Annotated in this window: 19 protein-coding genes; 14 read left to right on the top strand and 5 right to left on the bottom strand. The window is 51.8% G+C overall.

The features are described 5' to 3' along the window. Positions 1 to 317: 317 nt before the first annotated feature. Together AC6R0R_RS16375 and AC6R0R_RS16370 are read right to left on the bottom strand one after the other, a co-directional pair. Positions 318 to 902, bottom strand: a complete 585-nt coding sequence (locus AC6R0R_RS16375) for an aminodeoxychorismate/anthranilate synthase component II (protein WP_500627545.1) — start codon at positions 900 to 902, stop codon at positions 318 to 320. Between the two features lie 130 nt (positions 903 to 1,032). Then, positions 1,033 to 1,569 (bottom strand): FxsA family protein, encoded by a 537-nt coding sequence (locus AC6R0R_RS16370; protein ID WP_500627498.1) that lies wholly within the window; start codon positions 1,567 to 1,569, stop codon positions 1,033 to 1,035. Between the two features lie 270 nt (positions 1,570 to 1,839). Here AC6R0R_RS16370 and aspA point away from each other — a divergent pair, with 270 nt between their 5' ends. From aspA to AC6R0R_RS16320, 10 genes are all read left to right on the top strand, one after another. Next, complete coding sequence (gene aspA, locus AC6R0R_RS16365) at positions 1,840 to 3,291, top strand: aspartate ammonia-lyase (RefSeq protein ID WP_500627497.1); 1,452 nt, start codon at positions 1,840 to 1,842, stop codon at positions 3,289 to 3,291. Positions 3,292 to 3,483: 192 nt separating this feature from the next. Further along, a complete protein-coding gene (locus AC6R0R_RS16360; protein ID WP_500627496.1) occupies positions 3,484 to 4,791 on the top strand; it encodes an anaerobic C4-dicarboxylate transporter in 1,308 nt (435 codons plus the stop codon). Positions 4,792 to 5,236: 445 nt separating this feature from the next. Beyond that, entirely contained in the window at positions 5,237 to 6,700 is a 1,464-nt protein-coding gene (locus AC6R0R_RS16355; RefSeq protein WP_500627495.1) for a YfcC family protein, read from the top strand. A 699-nt stretch (positions 6,701 to 7,399) separates the two neighbouring features. Then, complete coding sequence (arcA, locus tag AC6R0R_RS16350) at positions 7,400 to 8,620, top strand: arginine deiminase (RefSeq protein ID WP_500627494.1); 1,221 nt, start codon at positions 7,400 to 7,402, stop codon at positions 8,618 to 8,620. A gap of 102 nt (positions 8,621 to 8,722) precedes the next feature. Continuing rightward, complete coding sequence (gene arcC / locus AC6R0R_RS16345; protein WP_500627493.1) at positions 8,723 to 9,634, top strand: carbamate kinase; 912 nt, start codon at positions 8,723 to 8,725, stop codon at positions 9,632 to 9,634. 106 nt (positions 9,635 to 9,740) lie between these two features. After that, positions 9,741 to 10,751, top strand: coding sequence for an ornithine carbamoyltransferase (locus AC6R0R_RS16340; RefSeq protein WP_500627492.1), 1,011 nt, complete (start codon positions 9,741 to 9,743; stop codon positions 10,749 to 10,751). A 250-nt stretch (positions 10,752 to 11,001) separates the two neighbouring features. Next, positions 11,002 to 11,493 carry an arginine repressor gene (locus tag AC6R0R_RS16335; protein WP_500627491.1) on the top strand — a complete coding sequence of 164 codons (492 nt, stop codon included), beginning with the start codon at positions 11,002 to 11,004 and terminating at the stop codon, positions 11,491 to 11,493. Positions 11,494 to 11,605: 112 nt separating this feature from the next. Further along, on the top strand, positions 11,606 to 11,872 hold the full coding sequence (locus AC6R0R_RS16330; RefSeq protein ID WP_500627490.1) for a BrnT family toxin: 267 nt from the start codon (positions 11,606 to 11,608) through the stop codon (positions 11,870 to 11,872). After that, entirely contained in the window at positions 11,859 to 12,101 is a 243-nt protein-coding gene (gene brnA / locus AC6R0R_RS16325; protein WP_500627489.1) for a type II toxin-antitoxin system BrnA family antitoxin, read from the top strand. The genes AC6R0R_RS16330 and brnA overlap by 14 nt, the downstream gene beginning before the upstream one ends. Before the next feature lie 145 nt (positions 12,102 to 12,246). Beyond that, on the top strand, positions 12,247 to 14,097 hold the full coding sequence (locus AC6R0R_RS16320; protein ID WP_500627488.1) for a protein-disulfide reductase DsbD: 1,851 nt from the start codon (positions 12,247 to 12,249) through the stop codon (positions 14,095 to 14,097). Positions 14,098 to 14,152: 55 nt separating this feature from the next. Here the strand turns inward: AC6R0R_RS16320 and AC6R0R_RS16315 are convergent, their stop codons facing one another. Continuing rightward, entirely contained in the window at positions 14,153 to 14,461 is a 309-nt protein-coding gene (locus tag AC6R0R_RS16315) for a hypothetical protein (protein WP_500627487.1), read from the bottom strand. Positions 14,462 to 14,780: 319 nt separating this feature from the next. Between AC6R0R_RS16315 and AC6R0R_RS16310 the strand changes: the two genes are divergently transcribed. Then, complete coding sequence (locus AC6R0R_RS16310; RefSeq protein ID WP_334554691.1) at positions 14,781 to 15,410, top strand: response regulator transcription factor; 630 nt, start codon at positions 14,781 to 14,783, stop codon at positions 15,408 to 15,410. A 22-nt stretch (positions 15,411 to 15,432) separates the two neighbouring features. Here the strand turns inward: AC6R0R_RS16310 and AC6R0R_RS16305 are convergent, their stop codons facing one another. Then, the gene (locus tag AC6R0R_RS16305) at positions 15,433 to 17,154 is read right to left on the bottom strand and encodes a potassium/proton antiporter (protein WP_500627544.1); all 1,722 of its coding nucleotides are present in this window, start codon (positions 17,152 to 17,154) and stop codon (positions 15,433 to 15,435) included. Between the two features lie 384 nt (positions 17,155 to 17,538). On the opposite strand from AC6R0R_RS16305, the gene AC6R0R_RS16300 reads away from it, so the two are divergent. The 3 genes from AC6R0R_RS16300 (at position 17,539) to AC6R0R_RS16290 (ending at position 20,138) form a co-directional block, all read left to right on the top strand. Next, positions 17,539 to 17,802 carry a DUF4212 domain-containing protein gene (locus AC6R0R_RS16300; protein ID WP_500627486.1) on the top strand — a complete coding sequence of 88 codons (264 nt, stop codon included), beginning with the start codon at positions 17,539 to 17,541 and terminating at the stop codon, positions 17,800 to 17,802. Positions 17,803 to 17,814: 12 nt separating this feature from the next. Beyond that, the gene (locus AC6R0R_RS16295) at positions 17,815 to 19,542 is read left to right on the top strand and encodes a sodium:solute symporter family protein (RefSeq protein ID WP_487902777.1); all 1,728 of its coding nucleotides are present in this window, start codon (positions 17,815 to 17,817) and stop codon (positions 19,540 to 19,542) included. 107 nt (positions 19,543 to 19,649) lie between these two features. Continuing rightward, the gene (locus AC6R0R_RS16290) at positions 19,650 to 20,138 is read left to right on the top strand and encodes a hypothetical protein (RefSeq protein ID WP_334554697.1); all 489 of its coding nucleotides are present in this window, start codon (positions 19,650 to 19,652) and stop codon (positions 20,136 to 20,138) included. 83 nt (positions 20,139 to 20,221) lie between these two features. On the opposite strand, the gene AC6R0R_RS16285 is transcribed toward AC6R0R_RS16290, so the two are convergent. Beyond that, the gene (locus AC6R0R_RS16285; protein ID WP_500627485.1) at positions 20,222 to 23,713 is read right to left on the bottom strand and encodes a hybrid sensor histidine kinase/response regulator; all 3,492 of its coding nucleotides are present in this window, start codon (positions 23,711 to 23,713) and stop codon (positions 20,222 to 20,224) included. Between the last annotated feature and the right edge of the window lie 88 nt (positions 23,714 to 23,801).

Genomic DNA, 23,801 nt, shown 5'->3' with positions numbered 1-23,801 from the left:
TTTTATAGGCACCATAGGAGGCAAAACCCTATTGAGCTTGAGTATTTATGCACGATGCCACCCCTTTTATGAAGCAATTTATTCTTATAACAAAGATAAGCAGGGGTTTAACCCAGACGCAACAAGGCGTGAGCCCAGAACGCCACTTGGCTAGCGAATAGTTTTTCACTCGCTATGCAAACGGCAAGTTATGAAAGAAATGTTAAGAAAAGTGATCTGAGTGCGGTTTTTAGCACAAGGGAAAGAGACAAACGTTGCACGCGGCTTGCTGACCGATTTGAAGACGGTTTTAAACTATGCGCATTCAATCATGCACGTTAAACCAGGCGCGTCAGGAAATTCGCCAGCAATTGATGTCCTTGCTCGGTTTTGATCGATTCCGGGTGAAACTGCACCGCGTCAATCGGCAGAGTGCGGTGTTGATAGCCCATGATCTCGTCCATGCTGCCATCGGCGAGTGTCGTCCAAGCCGTGAGCTCAAACTCACTCGGCAGGCTGTTTGCCTCGACCACCAGCGAATGGTAACGCGTCACCGTTAGGGGGTTATTGAGCCCTTTAAAGACGCTCTTACCCGTATGGATAATGGGGGAGGTTTTACCGTGCATCACTTGACGCGCCCGCACAACCTTAGCGCCAAAGGCTTGGGCAATCGCTTGATGCCCCAAACAGACACCGAGAATCGGCAGCTTACCGGCAAAGTGGCGAATGGCCGCTAGGGAAATCCCCGCTTCATTGGGCGTACATGGCCCGGGCGAAATCACCAAATGGCTTGGCGACAGCGCCTCAATCTCTTCAAGCGTGATCTCATCATTACGGCGCACCAACACCTCGCAGCCCAACTCACAAAAGTATTGGTAGAGGTTGTAGGTAAACGAGTCGTAATTGTCGATGATCAGTAGCATGAGTGACGATGACACACAGGTTGGTTTTCACTGGGGCGGTATTGTGCAACACCATGCCAGAAAGGCAAGGGAAAAGCGCAAAAATAAGGCCAGCAAACGCTGGCCAGAAATTCAACTCGCCTATGCGTGGTTACTTTAATTTTGGCTTGTCGTTCTCATCGTCTTTGCGTTCGTACTCACCTTCAAACGTCTCCCCCTGTGTCGAGTCAGACTCAAACGGCGAAGCGCCGTCACGATGGAAAGGGTCTTGATGAGAAAAGGGATCATGAGAGAATGGATCATGACCAAAGCCACTCTGCCCACCCACCGATCGAATCACCATTTTGCTCATCAGCGTTTTGGCGATAATGGCACGGGGCGCCGGCAGTAAGACCAACATGCCTAATGCGTCGGTCAAAAAACCGGGAGTGAGCAGTAAGACACCCGCCACCGCCAGCATCACGCCTTCCATGATCTGCTGCGCGGGAAGCTCACCTTGTGCGAGGCGCTGCTGCACCGACAGTAACGTCGCAACGCCTTGGCTGCGCACTAAAGAGGCGCCGACAAACGCGGTGACCAGCACCAGACCGATGGTCGGCCATAAACCAAGAAACCCACCCACTTGGATAAACAGGCCGATTTCAATAATGGGTACGATGATAAATAGTAAGAGTAAGATAGGAAACACACGCCCTCCTTTGTTGCCCTCAGTGTACGCGCAAAGCCTGCACAGGCACAAATTTAAGCGGTAAAAAAGTGTTTACCTCTCACGATGAAACTTTCAGTCAATAAATATAAAAAAGGTGATCAAGTTACTATTTTTATACGCTAGGTGCAGTATGATGTGCCACATAAGTCAGGACGGATTTATAGCCCAAAATTCTGATGAATGGATTCTTAGACTACAGAATGGCTAGCATTTAACTTTATTATCAGAATAATACTCTAAGGATCCTGTATGGCTACCCTAACCGATGCCACTAAGGCACTTTCCCCTGCAACACGTCTTGAAGAAGATTTATTGGGTGAGCGTCACGTCCCTGCCGACGCTTACTACGGCATCCACACCCTACGTGCGATTGAAAACTTCAACATCTCCAACATGACCATCTCCGACGTACCGGATTTCGTCCGCGGTATGGTGATGACCAAAAAAGCTGCGGCGCTGGCCAACAAAGAGCTGGGTGTGATTCCAAAGGATGTGGCGAATTACATCATCCAAGCGTGTGATTTGATTCTAGACACCGGCAAGTGCATGGACCAATTCCCATCAGACGTCTACCAAGGTGGCGCCGGCACGTCGGTCAACATGAACACCAACGAAGTGATCGCCAATATCGCCCTCGAATTAATGGGCAAGGAAAAGGGCGAGTACGACTTCATTAATCCAAATGACCACGTCAACAAGAGCCAGTCGACCAACTGTGCTTACCCAACCGGTTTTCGCATTGCGGTGTACAACAGCGTGCAAAAACTGATTGAATCGATTGAATACCTCAAAGGTGCGTTCGAGCTTAAGAGCCAAGAGTTCAAAGATATCCTCAAGATGGGCCGCACTCAGTTGCAAGACGCGGTACCAATGACGGTCGGTCAAGAGTTCCACGCTTGGGCGGTGACGCTCAACGAAGAGATCCGCGCGCTTGAGTACACCTCAAAACTGCTGCTCGAAGTGAACCTAGGCGCAACAGCCATCGGTACTGGGCTGAACGCGGCGCCGGGCTATCAAGCAGCGGCAGTCAAACACTTAGCACAAGTGACCGGTCTTGATGTGGTTCCAGCGGAAGATTTGATTGAAGCCACCTCAGACTGCGGCGCCTACGTGATGACGCACGGCGCGCTGAAACGCCTAGCGGTGAAGCTATCTAAAATCTGTAACGACTTGCGCTTGCTCTCATCTGGTCCTCGCGCAGGTCTGAACGAGTTGAACTTGCCACAGCTGCAAGCGGGCTCTTCTATCATGCCTGCTAAGGTTAACCCTGTGGTGCCTGAAGTGGTCAACCAAGTCTGCTTCAAAGTATTGGGTAACGACAACACCATCTCTTTCGCGGCAGAAGGCGGTCAATTGCAGCTTAACGTGATGGAGCCAGTGATTGCCCAAAGCATGTTTGAGTCGATTTCGATTCTGTCTAACGCGTGCGTGAACTTGCGCGACAAATGCATCGACGGCATTACCGTCAATAAAGAAGTGTGCGAAAACTACGTCTACAACTCGATTGGTATCGTCACTTACCTCAACCCGTACATCGGCCACCACGAAGGCGACATCGTCGGTAAGATTTGTGCTGAAACCGGTAAGAGCGTGCGTGAGGTGGTGCTAGAGCGTGGATTGCTGACGCCAGAAGAGCTCGATGACATTCTTTCGGTTGAAAACTTCATGCGTCCAACGTATAAAGCCAAGCGCTACGAGTAAGCGCAAAAATAGGGCCTGCGGGCCCTTTTTTAGGCACGCATCCGGTAACCACACTTTTCCTATGGATTACTCTCACACAAGGTAAACAAAACGCAGTGATTATCTAAACCTTCATGCCGCTGGCCGACTCTCAGCAGCGCGAAGCATTAGATAATCAAAATCAAACGTTAAACATTATACGAGGATATAGCTATGGTCGCAGTGGAGCTCATTGTTGTTCTGCTCTTCATTTACTTGGGAGCAAGAATCGGCGGGATTGGCATCGGCCTTGCCGGTGGTGCGGGTGTAATTGCCCTGTCTTTGGTGTTGGGCGTGCCCACCAGTCAGGCGTTCATTCCAGTTGACGTTATCTTAATCATTATGTCCGTGATTACCGCGATTGCCGCCATGCAAGTGGCCGGTGGTATGGACTGGCTGGTTCAAGTAGCGGAAAACTTTTTGCGCAAACACCCTGAACGTATCACTTTTTACGCACCGATCGTCACCTTCTTAATGACCTTGATGGCGGGGACTGGCCACACGGCGTTCTCAACCTTGCCTGTGATTGCTGAAGTGGCAAAAGGCCAAGGCGTGCGTCCTTCTCGTCCACTGTCGATTGCCGTCGTTGCCTCGCAAATTGCCATCACGGCATCGCCAATCTCAGCGGCGGTCGTGGCTTTCGCGGCGATGCTGGCGCCAATGGGCGTGGACTACCTCACGCTACTGGCGGTCTGCATTCCGACCACCTTTATTGCTTGTATGATTGGTGCGTTTGTCGCCAACTTCATGGGTAAAGAGCTTAAAGACGATCCTATCTACCAAGAGCGTTTGGAAAAAGGGTTGATCAAACTGAGCAGCGAAACACAACGCGAGATCCTGCCAACAGCAAAAACCGCGACCTACATTTTCTTGGCCGCGATTGGCTTTGTTGTCTGCTACGCAGCGGCGATTTCAGGCTCGGTCGGCCTAATTAAAGACCCTGCGCTTGGCCGTAACGAAGCCATCATGACCGTGATGCTGGCTGCGGCCGCCGCCATTGTGCTGGTGACCAAAATCGATGCTGCGAAAATCCCATCAGCCGCGACCTTCCGCTCAGGTATGACGGCGTGTGTCTGCGTACTGGGTGTTGCATGGCTCGGCTCAACGTTCGTCAATGCGCACGTGGCAGAAATCAAAGAGCTAGCCGGCGATCTATTGTCTGAGCATCCTTGGATGTTGGCGATGGTGCTGTTCTTTGCCTCTATGCTCCTTTACTCACAAGGCGCGACCACAGTGGCGCTAATGCCTGCCGCGCTCGCGATTGGTGTCGCGCCGCTGACTGCCGTTGCGTCCTTTGCCGCCGTCAGTGCCCTGTTCGTACTGCCGACCTACCCAACGCTGTTGGCCGCGGTTGAGATGGACGACACTGGCTCAACGCGCATCGGCCAATACGTGTTTAACCACCCGTTCTTTATTCCTGGTGTGGTGACCATTGCCTCGGCGGTGGCACTCGGCTTTACCTTTGGCGGTCTACTGATCTAGCCTCAATAAGACGCCATAAAAATAATTCGATACAAAGGGAGCCGAGCGCTCCCTTTTATTTTGCACTGAATAAAAAATCACAGATCACAGACGGTTTTTGATTGACATCAAAATAGCGTTAATTAATAAAACCTTCTCGTTAACCAAATCGATTGAATAAAATTCCCAGCGTTTATTTACGCCACTATTAAATCCATCCACTCTTCCTAAAAACATCCAAAAACCAGCATAGAAATCCAACTATTTCACTTGAATACCCTAGCGATTTTTCCATGAAAATTTTGGCCAAAAATATAGGACAGTAATTTGTGACCCGCTCCAAGGTTAATCTTTGAGACGAAATTTACACTAGTTCTAAATTCGATCATGCCTATCAATAATAACGCTATCTATTGTCACAGATTCACTTGTATTCACCCTTTGCAATACAAGTAAGGAGATCATCATGACCACTCAAACTGTCCCTAGAGAACATAAAAACAGCGAAGAGAAAAAACGCGGCTTTTTTTCCAACTTTAAATTCCCTTCCGCCTACACCATCTTATTTGTCTTAATTGCCCTTGTGGCCATGTTGACGTGGATTATCCCCGCTGGCCAATATGACCGCGCCATGAATGAAGACCTTGGCCGTGAAGTGCCGGTGACGGGCACCTATCAGCCTGTGGAAGGTAATCCACAAGGGGTGATTGATGTCTTGCTTGCGCCGATTGATGGTTTTTATGACCACAACAGCTACGAAGCGGCCGCGATTGATGTGTCGCTGTTTATCCTCGTCATCGGCGGTTTCTTGGGCCTAGTGACCAAAACCGGCGCGATTGATGCTGGGATAGAGCGCGTCACTCACCGCCTTGAAGGGCGCGAAGAGATGATGATCCCCATCTTGATGGCACTGTTTGCCGCAGGCGGCACCGTGTATGGGATGGCGGAAGAGTCCTTGCCTTTCTATACCTTACTTGTGCCCGTGATGATGGCCGCACGGTTTGACCCTGTGGTCGCCGCCGCGACCGTGTTGCTTGGCGCCGGGATTGGCTGTTTGGGTTCAACCATCAACCCGTTCGCCACTGTGATTGCCGCCAACGCCTCTGGCATACCGTTCACCGATGGCATCATGCTACGCGCCATCATGTTGGTGATTGGCTGGGCCATCTGTGTCGCCTATGTGATGCGCTATGCACGCATGGTGCGCCAAGACCAATCCAAATCGATTGTGTTTGATAAGTATGAAGAGAACAAAGCGCACTTCTTGGGTAATCAATCCGAGCAAGGCCTTGAGTTCACCACCACACGCAAAGCGATTCTGACCATCTTTGGCCTCTCGTTCGCGGTCATGATTTACGGTGTCTCCATTGCCGGTTGGTGGATGGCCGAAATTTCAGCCATGTTCCTGGCCGCCACCATCATTGTCGGTATTGTGGCACGCATGAGTGAAGAGGAGTTCACCACCAGCTTTATTGATGGCGCCCGCGACCTACTTGGTGTTGCCCTCATCATCGGGATTGCGCGCGGTATTGTGGTGGTGATGGATCGCGGCATGATCACCGACACCATCTTGTACTCAGCGGAGCAGATGGTGACTGGGCTCTCCTCGGTCGTCTTTATTAACGTGATGTTCTTCCTAGAGATTTTGCTCTCGTTCTTGGTGCCGTCCACCTCTGGTCTTGCCGTACTCACCATGCCGATTATGGCGCCTTTGGCCGACTTTGCCGGCGTCGGTCGTGATTTGGTGATCACCGCATACCAATCAGCATCAGGGCTGGTGAACCTCATCACGCCAACCTCAGCCGTGGTGATGGGTGGCCTTGCGATCGCCCGCGTGCCTTATGTGCGCTGGGTGAAATGGGTCGCGCCGCTGCTCGCTATCTTGACTCTGTTCTGTGTGTTGGCGTTAAGCCTAGGTGCGCTACTGTAACCGCTCGCGCAAAGCCGTTAAGCAGGATAACGAAACGGTTGTCCTGCTCTCTCCCTTCTTGCAAGACTCAATCAAGAAAAGCCACGTGTGTGGCTTTTTCTTTATCTGCACTTTCTTTATCTACTCTTTCTTTATCCGTACGTTTCGATTTTTATTCCATTGGGATAATCTGGTTTTATAGACTGGGTTACTTTTTCTTATCCAAAAATAAAACCCATGCATTGATGAATAAAAACAAAAACAAGCGTGATCGCTTAGACAAATTAACACATCCGTTTATTAACAAATGCCGTCAAAAGAGAAAAAAAGTCACTATATAAATAAAAACAGCGCATAAAACCGCACGCTCATTCTATCCATTATAAATGTCGACATGAATACAATTCCCTCTCTTTACCATGACTAGCTCTCACGGCGCTATTTTACTGCCACTCGGTGAATAAAAATCCTTACAGAGCGAAAAACCAACATCATCACAGCTTGATAACAACTGCATGGATATTGTTAAAAACCTAGGCGTAGCAAGGGCTGCAAGAAAAAATGAAGTGTGACTGAGCGCAGAGAATCCTCCTCTCTAGGGCGTAATATGAATATCAGAACAACAAAGTGAATAATTAAATTCACTCTCAAATAATCCCTACACCCTTATTTAATTTGTCACAGATGCATTAAATAAAAAATAAATAGAGAGATACGATTATGAGTAAGTTATACGTAGGTTCTGAAATCGGTCAATTACGTCGCGTGTTGGTTCACCGCCCGCGTCGTGCTCTCACCCACTTAACCCCCTCGAACTGCCACGAGCTACTGTTTGACGACGTGTTAGCGGTCGAACGTGCCGGTGATGAACACGATGTGTTTACCCAGACGCTGCGCGATCAAGGGGTGGAAGTGCTGCTATTGACCGACCTGCTGGCAGAGACGCTGGCAGTACCAGAAGCCAAGGAGTGGCTACTCAATCGTCAGGTATCTGACTACCGCTTAGGCCGAACCTTTGCCAACGACGTGCGCTGCTATCTGGGCGACTTGCCCAATCTTGAATTGGCCAAGATCCTCACCGGTGGCCTCTCCTACGCGGAAATGCCTATGCGCTCTTCCTCGATGATGCAAGCGCTGCATGCACCGACCGATTTTATTATCGAGCCGCTGCCCAATCACCTCTTTACCCGTGATACCTCCTGCTGGGTCTACGGTGGCGTCTCCATCAACCCGATGGCTAAGCCGGCTCGCCAACGTGAAACCAACCATGTGCGCGCCATTTACCGCTGGCACCCAACCTTCGCTGGCCAAGACTTCATCAAATACTTTGGTGATGAAGAGGCGCTGTACGACAACTCAACCATTGAGGGCGGTGACGTATTGGTCATTGGCCGTGGCAGCGTCTTGATTGGTATGTCTGAACGCACCACACCGCAAGGGGTGGAGCACCTCGCTGCCGGCCTATTTAAACACGGCCAAGCCAAACAAGTGATTGCGATGGAGCTGCCTAAACATCGCTCTTGCATGCATTTGGATACCGTGATGACCCACATGCGTGAAGACACCTTCTCCGTCTACCCAGAAGTGGTGCGCAAAGACGTCAAATGTTGGAGCTTGACGGGTGACGAGTCTGGCGCGGTGCGTGTCAAAGAGGAAGGCTACTTTGTCTCGGCGATTGAAAGAGCGCTCGGCGTTGGCCAACTCAACCTCATCACCACGGGCGGCGATAACTTCAACGCTGAGCGTGAACAGTGGAACGACGCCAACAACGTATTGACCGTCAAACCGGGCGTCGTGATTGGCTATGAGGGCAACACCTACACCAATGAAAAATACGACAAAGCCGGCATCACGGTGCTGCCCATCCCTGGGGATGAATTGGGACGAGGCCGCGGCGGCGCTCGCTGCATGAGCTGCCCGATTGAGCGCGATGGCATCTAAGCCCGCGGTCGTCACAGACTCCATCGTTATCAACCCATTCATCCTTATCATCGGATCAACAAGGAGCAAAAGCGGGCGCTTTTGCTCTGTGGAGACAGAGCTATGAACAAACAAACCGTCGTTGTCGCCCTAGGGGGCAATGCGCTACTTCGCCGCGGTGAGCCGCTCGAAGCCGAGGTGCAGCGCCACAACATTGAAATCGCGGTCAACACCATCGCCAAAATCGCCGAGCACTACAACGTGGTGTTGGTGCATGGCAATGGCCCGCAAGTGGGGTTGCTTGCGCTGCAAGGTCTTGAGTACAAGAAAGTCGCGCCCTACCCACTCGATGTGCTAGGCAGTGAAACCCAAGGCATGATCGGCTACATGCTGATGCAAGAGTTTAAAAACCAGATGCCGAGCACCAACATCACTTGCATGTTGACGCAAATGACCGTCGACCCAAATGATCCGGCCTTCGCCAATCCAACCAAACCGATTGGACCGATTTACCAAGAAGCCGAAGCGCGCGAACTCGCCGAGCGTTATCACTGGACCGTCAAACCCGATGGCGCGCATTTTCGCCGCGTCGTACCGAGCCCTAAACCAACAGGCATCATTGAACACGAAGCCATTACCAAGTTGATCGCCGAAGGGCATTTGGTGATCTGTACCGGTGGCGGCGGCATTCCTGTCAAACGGGAAGGCGGTAAATTGATGGGCGTTGAAGCGGTGATCGACAAAGACATGTCCGCCGCCTATCTCGCCAAACAGCTCAACGCCGACGCGCTATTGATCCTGACTGACGCTGACGCCGTCTACCTTGATTGGGGCAAGCCCACTCAGCATCCTCTGCGTGCCACCACCCCTAGCGAGCTGGCGCACTATACGTTCGATGAAGGCTCGATGGGGCCAAAAATTGATGCCTCGTGCGAGTTCATTCGCCAAGGAGGCAAGGTGGTCGGCATCGGCGCCCTCGAAGATGGCCTAGCGATTTTGCAAGGCACCGCCGGCACTAATATCACCAAAGGCTAACAACATCACCAAAGGCTAACAACCAACAACGAGGCTCGGGCCATCTTCGCGCCGAGCCTAAAAAGGCATTGCACGTCATCATCTCTTTTTAAGAAGGAAATTCACCATGGCTTTCAATTTACGTAACCGCAACTTCCTTAAACTGCTCGACTTTACCCCACGTGAGATTGACCATCTGCTCGCGCTCTCTGCTGAACTGAAAAAAGCCAAATACAACGGTTACGAGCAGCCGCGCCTCAAAGGCAAAAACATCGCGCTGATTTTCGAAAAAACCTCAACCCGCACGCGCTGCGCCTTTGAAGTGGCGGCGTTTGACCAAGGCGCGCAAGTCTCCTACTTGGGCCCCTCTGGCTCACAAATCGGTCATAAAGAGTCCATGAAAGACACCGCACGCGTGCTGGGCCGCATGTATGACGGCATCGAATATCGCGGCTTTGGTCAAGAGATCGTTGAAGAGCTCGGCCGATACGCCGGTGTACCCGTCTGGAATGGCCTGACCGACGAGTTCCACCCCACCCAAATCCTCGCTGACTTCTTGACCATGATGGAACATGGCCGCGGCAAAGCGCTGCGCGACATCTCCTTTGCCTACCTTGGCGATGCACGCAACAACATGGGCAACTCCTTGATGGTGGGCGCGGCGAAAATGGGCATGGACATCCGCCTCGTTGCGCCAAAACAGTTCTGGCCAGAGGAGAGTTTGGTCGCCACCTGCCGCGACATCGCCGAGACCACAGGCGCTAAAATCACGCTCACCGACGATGTGCAAGAGGGCGTGCAAGGCTGTGACTTCCTCTACACTGACGTCTGGGTATCGATGGGCGAAGCGAAAGAAGCATGGGCAGAGCGCATCAATTTGATGCTGCCGTATCAAGTCAACATGGCGATGATCAAAGCCACCGGTAACCCGCACGTGAAATTTATGCACTGCTTACCCGCCTTCCACGGCGAAGACACCACGGTCGGCAAACAGCTCGCGAGCGAATATCCCATGCTCAAAGACGGCTGTGAAGTGACGGATGAAGTGGTCGAGTCGGACTACTCGATTGTCTTCGACGAGGCGGAAAACCGCATGCACACCATCAAAGCGGTGATGGTGGCGACCCTAGGTGCGTAACCACCGGCTTTAGATGAACTAAGAGACTCGCGGGGCTGACAACAGCCTCGCCTTATTAGAATAAATGACCAGAAAAACACTTTGTCATTAGTTTTTTATTTGGTGACAAGTGTCATATAGCCACACTTTTATTGGTGATAAACTCAGCGTGCGCGACGGCGCTTTTTCATTGAACAACCCACAAGGGTACATAGATGGAGCTGTGTACTCATTCCCATCAGGATGGCGATAATCATAATAAGGGGTCCTTATGAGTGACACTCTTCATCTCGCGGACGACCAATTTGCCGATGACAAAACCCTCACTTCAGCGTGCAAACGGCTACTGCAACAACAAAGCTTTTCCACTCAAAATGAGCTCAGAGAAGCCCTGGTGAACATCGGTTTCGAGGGCATCAGTCAATCGACCGTCTCTCGCTTACTGTCGCAACTTGGCGTCGTCAAAGTGCAAAACGCCTGCGGCAAAAAAGTCTACTGCATCACGGTCGAAACCGCACCAGTGCGCGTCGAGTCCTCCATCTCTTCGCAAATCGAGTTCATCACCCACAACCAATCCATGGTGGTCGTTAAAACCCACCCCGGCAGCGCCCAACTGGTCGCCCGCCTCGTTGACATCGACCCACACACCGAAATCCTCGGCACCGTCGGCGGCAACGACACCGTGCTCATCATCCCAAAAGACACACAAAAGATAGATGCGTGTGAGCGGATTGTGCGGATGAGGTTGGGGGTGAGTGGGTAGTGGGTAGTGGGTAGTGGGTAGTGGGTAGTGGGTAGTGGGTAGTGTCTCACCGCCTCTGTCATGTGCGAAGGCTAGAGTTGTCATGCGAGTAAAAAGGGTATAAATTTTACTCATGTTGAAATTTGAGTTTGATGAGAACAAAAGCAGGTCAAACCTTGAGAAGCATGGTATTGATTTCTATACCGCTCAAAGTTTGTGGAACGATTCTGATCTCATCGAGATCCCTGCCAATACAAGTGATGAACCTAGATATTTGGTCATCGGTATGTTAAACGATAAGCACTGGTCTGGTGTTATCACATACCGTGGATTAACGATTAGGATCATTTCCGTCAGACGTTCACGCAAAGCGGAGGTGGACTTATATGAAAGCGCATGAGTTTGATGCCAAGTTTGACAGTGACGATGACATTTTAGGAGATCTAGACCTATCGAACGTTAAGCGTCCTATGCAGAAACAGAAGCGGGTAAACGTTGATTTTCCAGCATGGATGCTCGAGTCATTAGACCGCGAAGCCAGCCGAATCGGTGTGACACGACAATCAATCATTAAGATTTGGCTCGCCGAACGGCTTGAAAATGTCGCCCATCACCACTCTCAAAAATGACCCCTTGATGTAACGATAGGGCGCGAATAGCGCCCTTTTTTATATACCTATGGTCAAGTTTTATTACCCCTTATTGAAACTTATCCATCCGATCTCCTGTCTGATTGAGTTACACTGAATCCATCTTAGTTAACGTGACGGTCTTATGCGCTTCGCTTTCTCGCTTGTTGTACTGGTTCTTTCTCTGTTTTCGAGCTCGGTGTGGGCTCTGTTTGGCAATTCGCAATCTACGTTCAGTCCTGCCAATGAGGACAATCGTTTTGTCACTGTTGATGAGGCGTTTGCCTTCAATGCGGTGCAGCAAGGCGCGCGGGTCTATCTCGATTGGCAAATCAAGCCAGATTACTACCTCTATCAAGATAAGATTGCCATCAGTGGCGAGCACATCACGTTAGGCGATATCACACTGCGCCAAGGTGAGCCCTATCATGATGAGTTTTTCGGTGACGTGAACATCTACACCACGCCGCTGTTTGTCGAGGTGCCTTTGGCCGAATATCAAGCCGGGGCTCGCTTGATGGTTCAATACCAAGGCTGCGCCAAAGCCGGTTTCTGCTATCCGCCAGAAACTAAGGTCATTGACCTGACCTCGTTTGAATTTCAAGACGCCGATGTCGTTATCGCGCCCACCTCCACCAATTCAGAAAAGACGCCTATTACGACTGACACGGCGACAGACTCATCACGCTCACAACAGGCACAGCTAGCCGATCGCATCAGCGAGAGCGTTTGGACACCGCTGCTGTTTCTCGCACTGGGTATTGGCCTCGCCTTTACCCCATGTGTCTTGCCGATGTACCCGATTTTGACCAGCATTGTGCTCGGCGGCGGTCAGATCAATACGCGCCGCGCATTGGGTCTTTCGTTTGTCTACGTGCAAGGCATGGCATTGACTTACACCTTGCTCGGTTTGGTGGTGGCGCAAGCTGGTTTGCAGTTCCAAGCGGCGATGCAGCACCCCGCGGTGTTGATAGGGCTGAGTGTGTTATTCGTCGCGCTGGCCTTATCGATGTTTGGGCTCTATACGCTGCAACTGCCGAGTCGCCTGCAAACTTGGCTCAATCAACTGAGCAGTCAGCAGCAAGGTGGCAACCTGCTCGGTGTGTTTAGCATGGGGGCGATTTCTGGTTTAGTCTGCTCACCCTGCACCACGGCGCCGCTGTCGGGGGCGCTCTTGTATGTGGCGCAAAGCGGCGACTTGTTTACCGGAGGGATCACCCTCTACGCGTTGGCACTCGGTATGGGCATTCCTCTAATTTTGGTCGCGGTATTTGGCAATCAGTTGTTGCCAAAAGCGGGAGAGTGGATGAATCGCGTCAAGACGCTATTTGGTTTTATCCTCCTCGCGGCGCCGATTTTCTTGCTTGAGCGTATCCTGCCCGATCTGTGGAGCAGTGCGCTGTGGTCGGGGCTCGGTATCGCGGCGTTTGGCTGGCTCTATCACAGTAAAAATGCACTGCCTTTTGGTGGCTGGAAGCAAAGTGTGGTGGGCATTGTTGCAGTGCTCGGTTTGTTCGCCAGCGCTCAGCCGCTGCTCAATCTTTGGTTTTATGGTCCAAGCGCCCACTCGCAAGCTTCTCCGAGCATTGAGTTTACCCGTATCAACAACGTCGCTGAGCTCAACTTGGCCCTCAGCCAAGCCCGAGAGCAAGGTAAACCTGTGATGCTCGATTTTTATGCCGACTGGTGCGTCGCGTGTAAGGAATTTGAGAAGTACACCTTCCACCAAGCCGATGTGGAAGCCAAGCTGAGTGAGTTTGTGTTGTTGCAAGCCGACGTCACCCGCAACCAAGTGCAAGACATCGAGCTACTCAAACAACTCGGCGTACTCGGTTTGCCGACCATTGATTTTTGGGATACCAATGGTCAGCCGATGCCAAATGCTCGCATCACAGGATTTATGCCAGCCGAGACGTTTTTAGCGCATTTGAAGGCTCAGCCCTTTGACCAGTCTTCTAACTTACCATTAGGTGTTCATCGAGACAGGCTAAATTAGAAAGTAAAAAGGCTGACGTGATCGCCAGCCTTTTCAACGTAAATCTGCACTTCAATTATACAGTGAAAGAACACTGCTTAACTTTTAGTACTGGACGAGCCGTTGTCGCTGCTTGCGAGTATGCCTGAGCCATGACCGCTTTTGCTTCACTCGTACCCGAATCAACACCTACTGCTGAAAGCAAGCTTGCACCTGTGTCAACGTTATCCATCTGCTCACGGTACTCTGCAAACATTGCTTGAATATCATCGCAAGACATTGAATTAAAATCAGCATTTGCGATATCTGTATCTGAGCCTCCAGTCATTTGACATCCAGACAAACCAACGACGGCCAACACTGCGAATAGACTTAATTTTTTCATTATCAGTTTCCTTTACTGCATCATTATTTGAAGTAGGTCAAAACCTAGAAGCGATTATGCAACAAACAGCTATTCACTTCTTAAATATGAGCAACATTTAAGATCAAATTGATGAATATGTGAACAAGGGCATACTGACAATCTAATTTATTGATATTAATAATATTTAACATCATATGCATCTAGTATAAACACTCAACAATAAGTGTTAAATGAAACAAAACCCGATACACTTCAGACTTTTAGCGGATAAAGATTGTCCACCGCGGAAAAGCTGACAATAATTCTATTAACTACATTATCATAAGTGTGCAACGTCATGGACTCGACCTACACCATCATCATCGCAGACGATCACCCGCTGTTTCGCAACGCGTTGTTCCAATCGGTACATATGGCGGTCAGTGGGGCTAATCTGCTTGAGGCCGATTCCCTCGATGCCTTGATGACGCTGCTCGCCAAAGAAGATGAGCCCGACTTGCTGCTGCTCGATCTGAAAATGCCAGGCGCCAATGGCATGTCTGGCTTGATTCAACTGCGCGCCGAGTACCCAGAGTTGCCAATTGTGGTGGTCTCAGCCAGTGAAGAGCCTTCGGTGGTCACGCAAGTGAAAAGCCACGGCGCGTTTGGTTTTATCCCTAAATCGAGTGACATGCGCGAGCTGGTGAAAGCCCTCAATCAAGTGCTGGCGGGCGACCCTTACTTCCCTGAGGGTTCGATTGTCGAGAATGCCGCGTGCAATGATCTCGCCGAGAAAATGGCGACCCTCACCCCGCAGCAATACAAGGTACTGGGCATGCTCTCCGACGGACTGCTCAACAAGCAGATCGCCTATGAGCTCAACGTCTCAGAAGCGACCATCAAAGCACACATGACCGCCATTTTCCGCAAGCTGGGCGTAAAAAATCGCACCCAAGCGGTAATACTACTTAGCGAACTCAACGACTAGCACTACGGGTAGTAGACCACCCCTACTCTGGCTCTTGCGAGTCCGGAAGGCACAGACCCAACTGCGTCACTTCGTAGTTCTCCACTTTGGAGATGACAAACCTCAGCCCCTGCCAATCAAAACTGTCGCCAAGCACCACTTGATGGGGCAGTTGCTCCGCCACCAACTGCTTTAGCGTGAACGTCGCGTATTCAACAGGCACATCAATGCCGTAGTGCTGACACACATCGCTAAGCGAAACCTCGGCGGCAAAAAAGAAGTCACCAAAGAAACGGGTTTGAGTTTCCGCCAAAGGCGCGGTGCTAAACAGTTGGCTTAACGGCTCAAGGTTCTCTTCTCGGCCCAGCACGCATAAAGTGTCGCCCGCTTGCAGCACAGTGCTGCCCGATGGGTGGAGCAAGGTTCGCTGACGAAACAGCGCCGCAATCCGCGTTCCATCCGGCATCGCCAACTTACTCAGCGGCTCACCAATACACCACTTCTCCGCTTCCAAGCGATAGACATAGAGCTCCCAATTGCTGGTTGGGAAAATCTCGATCCCAGCCCGCGCCACCGGCGCGGGCTGAGGTGGCAGCTCGACTTTGGCCAGCTTGGCCGCCTTGGTTAAACTCACGCCTTGCACGATCAGCGAGACCATAACGACGAAAAAGGCGATATTGAAATACATCTGCGCATTGGGCAGCCCGGCCATCAAAGGGAATACCGCCAAAATGATCGGCACAGCGCCGCGCAATCCGACCCAACTTAAAAACCACTTCTCCCTGGAGCGAAACTTGCCAAACGGCAGCAAACTGAGCCACACCGCAATAGGGCGAGCAAATACAATCATGCCAAAGGCGAGCGCCAGTGCCGGCAGTGCGATGTCGAGTAAATCTTTTGGATTGACCAACAGACCAAGCACAACAAACATGATGATCTGGCTAAACCATGTCAGTCCATCCATGACATTCAAAATCGAGTGTTTTGAGCGCGTCGGCAAATTACCCAGCAGCAAACCAAACAGATAAATGGTGAGAATGCCGCTGCCGCCCAAGGTGTTCGACAATGCAAACAGCCCAACGCCAAGCCCTGAGACCAGAATCGGGTACATGCCTTCTGGTAATTGGATGCGATTGATGATTTGCAAAGACAACCAGCCGCCACCAAGCCCAAGGGCGATGCCGATGCCAAACTGCATCACAAAACTCAGTGACACGAACCCAACGCTGAGCACCGCGGTTGGATCCGCCAGTACCGCAATCAAGGTAATGGTGAGAAACACCGCCATCGGATCATTGGTGCCTGATTCAATCTCCAACGTCGCGCCCACCCGTTCATTGATGCTGCGCCCTTTAAGGAGTGAAAAGACCGCCGCGGCATCAGTGGAACCCACTATCGCGCCAAGCAGCAAGCCTTGTAGCAAAGTGAGATTGAAGAGCCAGGTGGCAAGCAAACCGGTGAGAAACGTGGTGCAAAATACGCCAAAGGTGGCCAAAGAAAATGCCGGCCAGAACGCCAAACGAAAGCTGCTGATACGAGTGCGTAGCCCACCATCGAGCAAGATGATCGCCAGCGCTAAGTTACTGACCAGATAGGTCGTGGAGTAGCTGTCAAACTTGATGCCTCCCGGGCCGTCTTGCCCGGCCAGCATACCGACGCAGAGAAACAAAACGAGAATGGGTACACCGAGGCGCGAGGAGAGCTGGCTGAATAACACACTGATAACAAGAAGAAGCGTCCCAGTAAGAAACAGTCCATTGATCATATCTACCGTCAAGCTTTACCCCCTTAAATACAATTGGAGTCAATGAGTTATTCTACCCATAGTTTTCTCTTGGCAGTAGCGGGAAATGGTCAACCTATGCAAATTGTCGGTCAACATATCAACACTAATTGAGCGGTTCCCTTCTCAAGACATTAGACCTTTGGCTAACTTAACAAGTTATTAACATCAAAAATTTATCAGTAAACCTCGCTAAGCGCCCATTTTAGGGCCCTTTTTATCCTTATTGCCCCGACTAAAGTTGAAAGGTTTTTCGCCCATTGCCTTGCTAATGTACATGGTGAAACATTTTTTTAACAAGCACTGACCTCACTAACAGGTTAACCGAACACCCCATTTAACTAGCGAAATCGTAAGGAGGCGGCAATGGCATTCGAAAGTCAGGAAAGAGCCAAAGCCTACTGGGATAAAAACGTAAAACTGATGATCACCTTAATGGTCATCTGGTTTGTCGTATCTTTTGGCTGCGGCATATTATTTGTCGACGTACTGAATGAAATTCAAATCGGTGGATACAAACTCGGCTTCTGGTTTGCCCAGCAAGGCTCCATCTATACGTTTCTTGGCATTATTTTCTACTACGCGTGGAAGATGCGCCAACTGGACCGTGAATTCGGCGTGGATGAGTAAGGAGTCACTCAGATGGATTTGAAAACAATCACGTACCTTGTTGTGGGTGCCACTTTCATTCTCTATATCGGGATTGCGATTTGGGCACGCGCTGGGTCAACCAAAGAGTTTTATGTCGCAGGCGGCGGGGTTAACCCGATTGCCAATGGTATGGCGACCGCAGCGGACTGGATGTCAGCGGCGTCGTTCATCTCGATGGCGGGTCTGATTGCCTTTATGGGCTACGGCGGCTCCGTCTTCTTAATGGGTTGGACTGGCGGCTACGTGCTTCTCGCGCTACTGCTTGCCCCTTATCTACGTAAGTTTGGTAAGTTCACCGTACCTGAGTTTGTCGGTGAGCGTTTCTACTCCAACACCGCGCGCGTTGTGGCGGTTGTCTGTCTTATCATCGCATCGGTGACCTATGTTATCGGTCAGATGAAAGGCGTGGGCGTGGCGTTTGGTCGCTTCTTGGAAGTGGACTACTCGACTGGCCTGTTGATCGGTATGTGTATCGTGTTTGTCTACGCGGTTATGGGCGGCATGAAAGGCATCACCTACACGCAGATTGCTCAGTATTGCGTCCTCATTCTTGCTTACACTATTCCTGCAATCTTTATCTCTCTGCAACTGACCGGGCACCCTCTGCCACAAATTGGCCTGGGCAGTACCCTTTCCGGGACGGATGTCTATCTGCTCGACCGGCTAGACCAAGTGGTGACCGAACTCGGCTTTACCGAGTACACCACCCAAGTGCGGGGCGATACCCTCAACATGTTCGTCTACACCATGTCACTGATGATTGGTACGGCAGGTCTTCCGCACGTTATCATCCGTTTCTTCACGGTGCCAAAAGTGCGTGATGCGCGTACCTCTGCCGGTTGGGCATTGGTGTTCATCGCGATTCTTTACACCACAGCGCCAGCCGTATCGGCGATGGCTCGCTTGAACCTGATGGATACCGTGAACCCAGCGCCAGGCCAACATCTGGCTTATGATGAGCGTCCTGACTGGTTTAAGAACTGGGAAAAAACCGGCCTACTTGGCTTTGATGACAAAAACAACGACGGTTTGATTCAATACACATCGAGCGCTGCCACCAACGAACTGAAGGTGGACAACGACATCATGGTATTGGCTAACCCTGAGATTGCGAAACTGCCTAACTGGGTGATTGCATTAGTCGCCGCCGGTGGTCTTGCGGCAGCACTGTCGACCGCTGCGGGCTTGCTATTGGCGATCTCCTCCGCCATCTCCCATGACTTGATCAAAGGGGTCATCAACCCGAACATCTCCGAGAAGAAAGAGCTGATGGCGAGCCGGATATCCATGGCCGTCGCCATTGCAGTGGCGGGCTATCTTGGTCTCAATCCTCCCGGCTTTGCCGCAGGTACGGTCGCCTTGGCCTTTGGTCTTGCCGCCTCGTCGATCTTCCCAGCATTGATGATGGGTATCTTCAGCAAAAACATCAACAAAGAGGGCGCGATTGCAGGCATGATCGCCGGTATCACCATCACGCTGTTCTACGTATTCCAGCACAAAGGTATCTTGTTTATCTCTGACTGGACTTACCTAGAGAGCTGGGGCAGCAACTGGTTCCTAGGCATTGAGCCTAACGCCTTTGGTGCCATCGGTGCTGTCGTCAACTTCATCGTCGCGTTCGCGGTGTCGAAAGTGACTGCAGAAACGCCACAAGAAGTGAAAGATTTGGTCGAGCACGTCCGTGTTCCAGCCGGTGCTGGCGAAGCGGTTGACCATTAATCCTTAACCTCTACCACAAAAGCCCCGTTTGGGGCTTTTTTATTCTTAAAATTGGGTTAACTTACGTTTGTAACGAAAAAACTTTGAGCGGTTGCAAGGAAGCCAAGATGTTCAAAAATAAACACTTTATCATTGCTCTATTGATTGCCCCGATTCTCTCCATCATCGCCTATTTCGGTACCGATTTGGCCGTGAGTGAAAAGCCGCACGCCGCCAAAGAGGGCCAAGCGTATAAGCTGGTCAGCAAATCCAACTGCCGCTATACCAGTGGTCTGTGTGACATGGAAAATGGTGAGTTCAAAATTAAGTTTCGCTCTGAAAAGTTGACCGAAGAGACGTTAGAACTCTCAATGAGTTCGCTGCACCCACTGCAAGGGGTCAAACTCTCGCTAGTGAATGACATCGACACCACAACGACCCCCGTCGACATGCAACGCGCCGACAGTGAGGGCAAACAGTGGTATATCACCCTACCCAGCCCCGCCTCCCAAGAGAGCTGGCTTCGCGTCGCGGCGCAATCCGATGGCACCCTCTACTACGGTGACACCCAAACGGCGTTTGTGACCTATGAGACCTTGTTTACTGGCAATGAATGATGGGCCGCAAAGGAACCATGAACGAAAAGGGAAAGCGATGTTCGCTTTCCCTTTTCGTTTACACCGATGAATTTTCCGTCAGGCTAAAGCCCATTCAGCATAGCTCGCAGTTTCAGCGGCTTGACGGGCTTGGCGATAAACGCAAATCCGCTCGACTCGATGCCTTGCATCATCTCTTGGGTGCGATCGGCGCTGATGATCACCCCTTTAAATCGCGCGCCCAGTCGCAAGCGACATTGCTGCAACACTTCTAAACCCGTTCGGCCGTGATCGAGGCGGTAATCGGACAAAATCACATCCGGCTGCCACTGCTCGTCCATCGCCGCCAACGCGCTGACCAGATCGGTGGCGCTGCGCACCTCACATCCCCAGCGGCCAAGCAGCGTCTCCATCCCGACCAAAATATCCGTTTCGTTATCGACACACAGAACGCGCAAGTGGCTGAGATCGCCAACACTCGGCGCCGCGGCAGGCGCAGGAGCTGGACTGGCATGCACCGCGCGCGGCAGACGAATCGAAAACACGCTGCCACGCCCAGGCCATGAGCGCATCCCTATTTCATGATTGAGTACATGCGCGATGCCTTTGGAAATGGCGAGCCCCAGACCCAACCCTTGATCGCGTAGCCCTTGGCCATCTTGGGCATGACTGCCGCGATTGAACTCTTCAAAGATCTCTTGCTGCTTGTCTTCATCAATCCCCACGCCGTTATCCCATACCTCAATGCGTGCCCAACCTTGGATGCGGCGCACGCCGAGCACTACCTTGCCTTGTGGGTTGTAACGAAACGCATTGGTGAGGAAGTTTTGCACCACGCGGCGCAGCAGTTTAGGGTCTGACTCAACCACCAAGTCACTCGGCATCATGCGAAAGTCGATACCTTGCTTTTTCGCCAGAGCGCTAAACTCGGCATTGAGGTTGGAGAGCACATCATTGAGCGCAAAGGGGTGAATGTGCACTTCCAGCTTGCCAGACTCCAAACGCGAAATATCGAGCAGATCGCCAATCAAATCTTCTGCCGCGCCAAGGGCACTTTCGATATGGTGAGCAAGACGCTGCGCCTCGGACTCTTTCCCCTCCTCCATAGCAGTCGAAGAAGAAATAGAGACCGAGTCAGCTTTCGTCACTTCAGATAAAGAGGAGGCAAACAAGCGCGCCGCATTGAGCGGCTGCATCAAATCGTGACTCACCGCGGCCAAAAAGCGTGATTTGGACTGCGATTCGCGCTCGGAACGCTGGGTCGCACTGACCAATTTTTTGTTGAGTTTTTCCAGCTCAAAGGTGCGCTCTCGAACGCGCTCTTCTAGAGTTTCATTGGCGTCGATCAGCGCCTGCTCGGCGTCGCGGAACACGGTAATGTCGGTAAAACTCATCACAAAGCCGCCGCCGGGCATCGGGTTGCCTTGCACCTCAATCACGCGTCCATCGGGCCTGACACGTGAAGAGGTGTGGCGCGTGCCTTGTTCTAAATGATACACCCGCCTGCGAACGTGATCTTCTGGGTCACCGGGGCCACACAGCCCCTGCTCGGCGTTGTGGCGAATCACATCGGCGATCGGCCTGCCCACTTGAATCAAGCCGGGCGGAAACTCAAACAACTCAAGATAACGCTGATTCCACGCCACCAAACGCAATTGCTTGTCCACCACGGCAATGCCTTGGCCAATATGCTCAATCGCCCCTTGCAGCAAGCCGCGACTAAAGTCATACAGCTCGGAGGCCTCATCGACAATGGTCGCCACCTCTTCAAGCTGCATGTTGCGCCCTTGCAGCGCAGAGGTGAGCACCAACTTCGCTGACGAGGCACCAAACACACCGGCCAGCACCCGCTCAGTATGGCGAATCAAGGTCGAGGGCGCTTGCTGATTAGGCATCAGTGTCTCACGTTGCTGCTGCCAATATTGACGAAACGCGCTGCGCACCCGCTGCCTGCCGACAAAGCGCGACGCGAGCATTTCCAACTCACCGACCGTCACTCGGCTCTGGTAGAGGCTCATGTTCTCACTCTCTGGCAGCGGCGTACCGATAAACGAGGCTGACTGTAACCGCTCACTGAGGCTCGAGCGCGTCACGCTCGACACCAGCAAATAGAAGAACAGGTTAGCGCTGATGCTCAGCAGCATCCCCCAATCAGAGCGCGCAATGCCCAGTGATGCCAACCCTTCTGGCGGCGTGATGATCCACAACAGGAAGTTGCTTTGTGCATCCCCCGCTAAGATGCCGGTTTGGCTCATCAAGGTGATCAGCCACAAGGTAAAACCAAAACCTAGCCCGACATAGACGCCTTTGCGATTGCCTTGACGCCAGTACATACCGCCAATCAGCGCTGGGGCAAACTGGGTGATCGCCGCAAACGAGAGAAAGCCAATTGCAGAGAGCGAATGAATGCTGCCCAGCGCCTGATAAAAACCCCAAGCGCCTAGCAGTAGCAGCAAAATCAAGCCGCGACGAATGATCAACAGCAAGCCAGAGAAGTGACGATGGTTACGATGCGAGAGGCGCATACGGCGCAGCAGCAATGGCATCACCATATCATTCGACACCATGATCGCCAGCGCGATGGTCGAGACAATCACCATGCCACTGGCCGCCGAGGTGCCGCCTAAAAACGCCAGCAGAGCGAAATCTTGCGCGCCCACCGCCATCGGCAAGCTGATCACATACGTATCTGGGCTTTCGCCGCTTAAGATGCCTTGGCCGACCCACGCAATCGGCAGGACAAACAGCCCCATTAACACCAGGTAGAGCGGGAAGAGCCAGCGCGCGGTATGCAAATCTTGCGCGCGTTCGTTCTCCACCACCATGGTATGAAACTGACGCGGCAAACAGACGATCGCCATCATGGTCAGGGCGGTGTGGATCAGCAAGGTCGGGATATTGGGGGATTGATAAGTCTCGGCGGCAATCGCCATCAACTGAATGTCACTGCGGCTAAAGGCGAGATAGAGAATAAAACAGCCGACAACCAAAAACGCCACCAGCTTGACCAGCGACTCAAACGCAATCGCCATCATCATGCCGCGGTGGTGCTCGGTATTATCAATGTGACGTGTACCAAACAGCATGGTAAACACCGCTAGCGCCCCGACCACAAACCAGGACACATCAAAACCAAAGCGCGCGAAATCCTCACTCACGCTCGGCGCGATGATCTCTAGCCCCATGGTAATGCCACGCAGTTGCAGCGCGATGTAGGGCAAAATGCCAATCACAGCAATAAAGGTGATCGCTACTGCCAGCCCTTGAGATTTGCCATAACGGGCGGCGATAAAGTCGGCGATGGAAGTAATATGCTCACGCTTGGCGGTGATCACCAAGCGAGCGAGGACGCGCCAACCTAGGGTAAAGACCAGAATCGGCGCCACATAGATAGGCAGAAAGGACCAAGGATTGCTGCTCGCCTGACCGACGGTGCCATAAAACGTCCATGAGGTGCAGTAAACCGCAATCGAAAGGCTGTAGACCCAAGGCCGCCAGCGCGACAACCACTTGACGCGATTATCGCCATACCATGCGATCAAAAAAAGCAGCCCAAGATAGAGAAGCGAAACCGCGATCACCAACCAACCTTGCATTCGATATCCTTATCGTCGTTTATCGGTACTCCCCATCGCCGCGCCAGTGAGGTGAGCGATAAGGGTTAACTTATTAAACGAATTTGCT

This window comes from Vibrio sp. R12-SW3-ISO1 (assembly GCF_059834005.1).
This window is presented reverse-complemented; position numbering and strand designations above follow the sequence as displayed.

Excerpts from the sequence above, each read along its gene's own strand:
- AC6R0R_RS16375 (WP_500627545.1), bottom strand. The coding sequence starts at position 902 with ATGCTACTGATCATCGACAATTACGACTCGTTTACCTACAACCTCTAC.
- aspA (WP_500627497.1), top strand. The coding sequence starts at position 1,840 with ATGGCTACCCTAACCGATGCCACTAAGGCACTTTCCCCTGCAACACGT.
- AC6R0R_RS16360 (WP_500627496.1), top strand. The coding sequence starts at position 3,484 with ATGGTCGCAGTGGAGCTCATTGTTGTTCTGCTCTTCATTTACTTGGGA.
- AC6R0R_RS16355 (WP_500627495.1), top strand. The coding sequence starts at position 5,237 with ATGACCACTCAAACTGTCCCTAGAGAACATAAAAACAGCGAAGAGAAA.
- arcA (WP_500627494.1), top strand. The coding sequence starts at position 7,400 with ATGAGTAAGTTATACGTAGGTTCTGAAATCGGTCAATTACGTCGCGTG.
- arcC (WP_500627493.1), top strand. The coding sequence starts at position 8,723 with ATGAACAAACAAACCGTCGTTGTCGCCCTAGGGGGCAATGCGCTACTT.
- AC6R0R_RS16340 (WP_500627492.1), top strand. The coding sequence starts at position 9,741 with ATGGCTTTCAATTTACGTAACCGCAACTTCCTTAAACTGCTCGACTTT.
- AC6R0R_RS16335 (WP_500627491.1), top strand. The coding sequence starts at position 11,002 with ATGAGTGACACTCTTCATCTCGCGGACGACCAATTTGCCGATGACAAA.
- AC6R0R_RS16330 (WP_500627490.1), top strand. The coding sequence starts at position 11,606 with ATGTTGAAATTTGAGTTTGATGAGAACAAAAGCAGGTCAAACCTTGAG.
- brnA (WP_500627489.1), top strand. The coding sequence starts at position 11,859 with ATGAAAGCGCATGAGTTTGATGCCAAGTTTGACAGTGACGATGACATT.
- AC6R0R_RS16320 (WP_500627488.1), top strand. The coding sequence starts at position 12,247 with ATGCGCTTCGCTTTCTCGCTTGTTGTACTGGTTCTTTCTCTGTTTTCG.
- AC6R0R_RS16315 (WP_500627487.1), bottom strand. The coding sequence starts at position 14,461 with ATGAAAAAATTAAGTCTATTCGCAGTGTTGGCCGTCGTTGGTTTGTCT.
- AC6R0R_RS16310 (WP_334554691.1), top strand. The coding sequence starts at position 14,781 with ATGGACTCGACCTACACCATCATCATCGCAGACGATCACCCGCTGTTT.
- AC6R0R_RS16305 (WP_500627544.1), bottom strand. The coding sequence starts at position 17,154 with ATGATCAATGGACTGTTTCTTACTGGGACGCTTCTTCTTGTTATCAGT.
- AC6R0R_RS16300 (WP_500627486.1), top strand. The coding sequence starts at position 17,539 with ATGGCATTCGAAAGTCAGGAAAGAGCCAAAGCCTACTGGGATAAAAAC.
- AC6R0R_RS16295 (WP_487902777.1), top strand. The coding sequence starts at position 17,815 with ATGGATTTGAAAACAATCACGTACCTTGTTGTGGGTGCCACTTTCATT.
- AC6R0R_RS16290 (WP_334554697.1), top strand. The coding sequence starts at position 19,650 with ATGTTCAAAAATAAACACTTTATCATTGCTCTATTGATTGCCCCGATT.
- AC6R0R_RS16285 (WP_500627485.1), bottom strand. The coding sequence starts at position 23,713 with ATGCAAGGTTGGTTGGTGATCGCGGTTTCGCTTCTCTATCTTGGGCTG.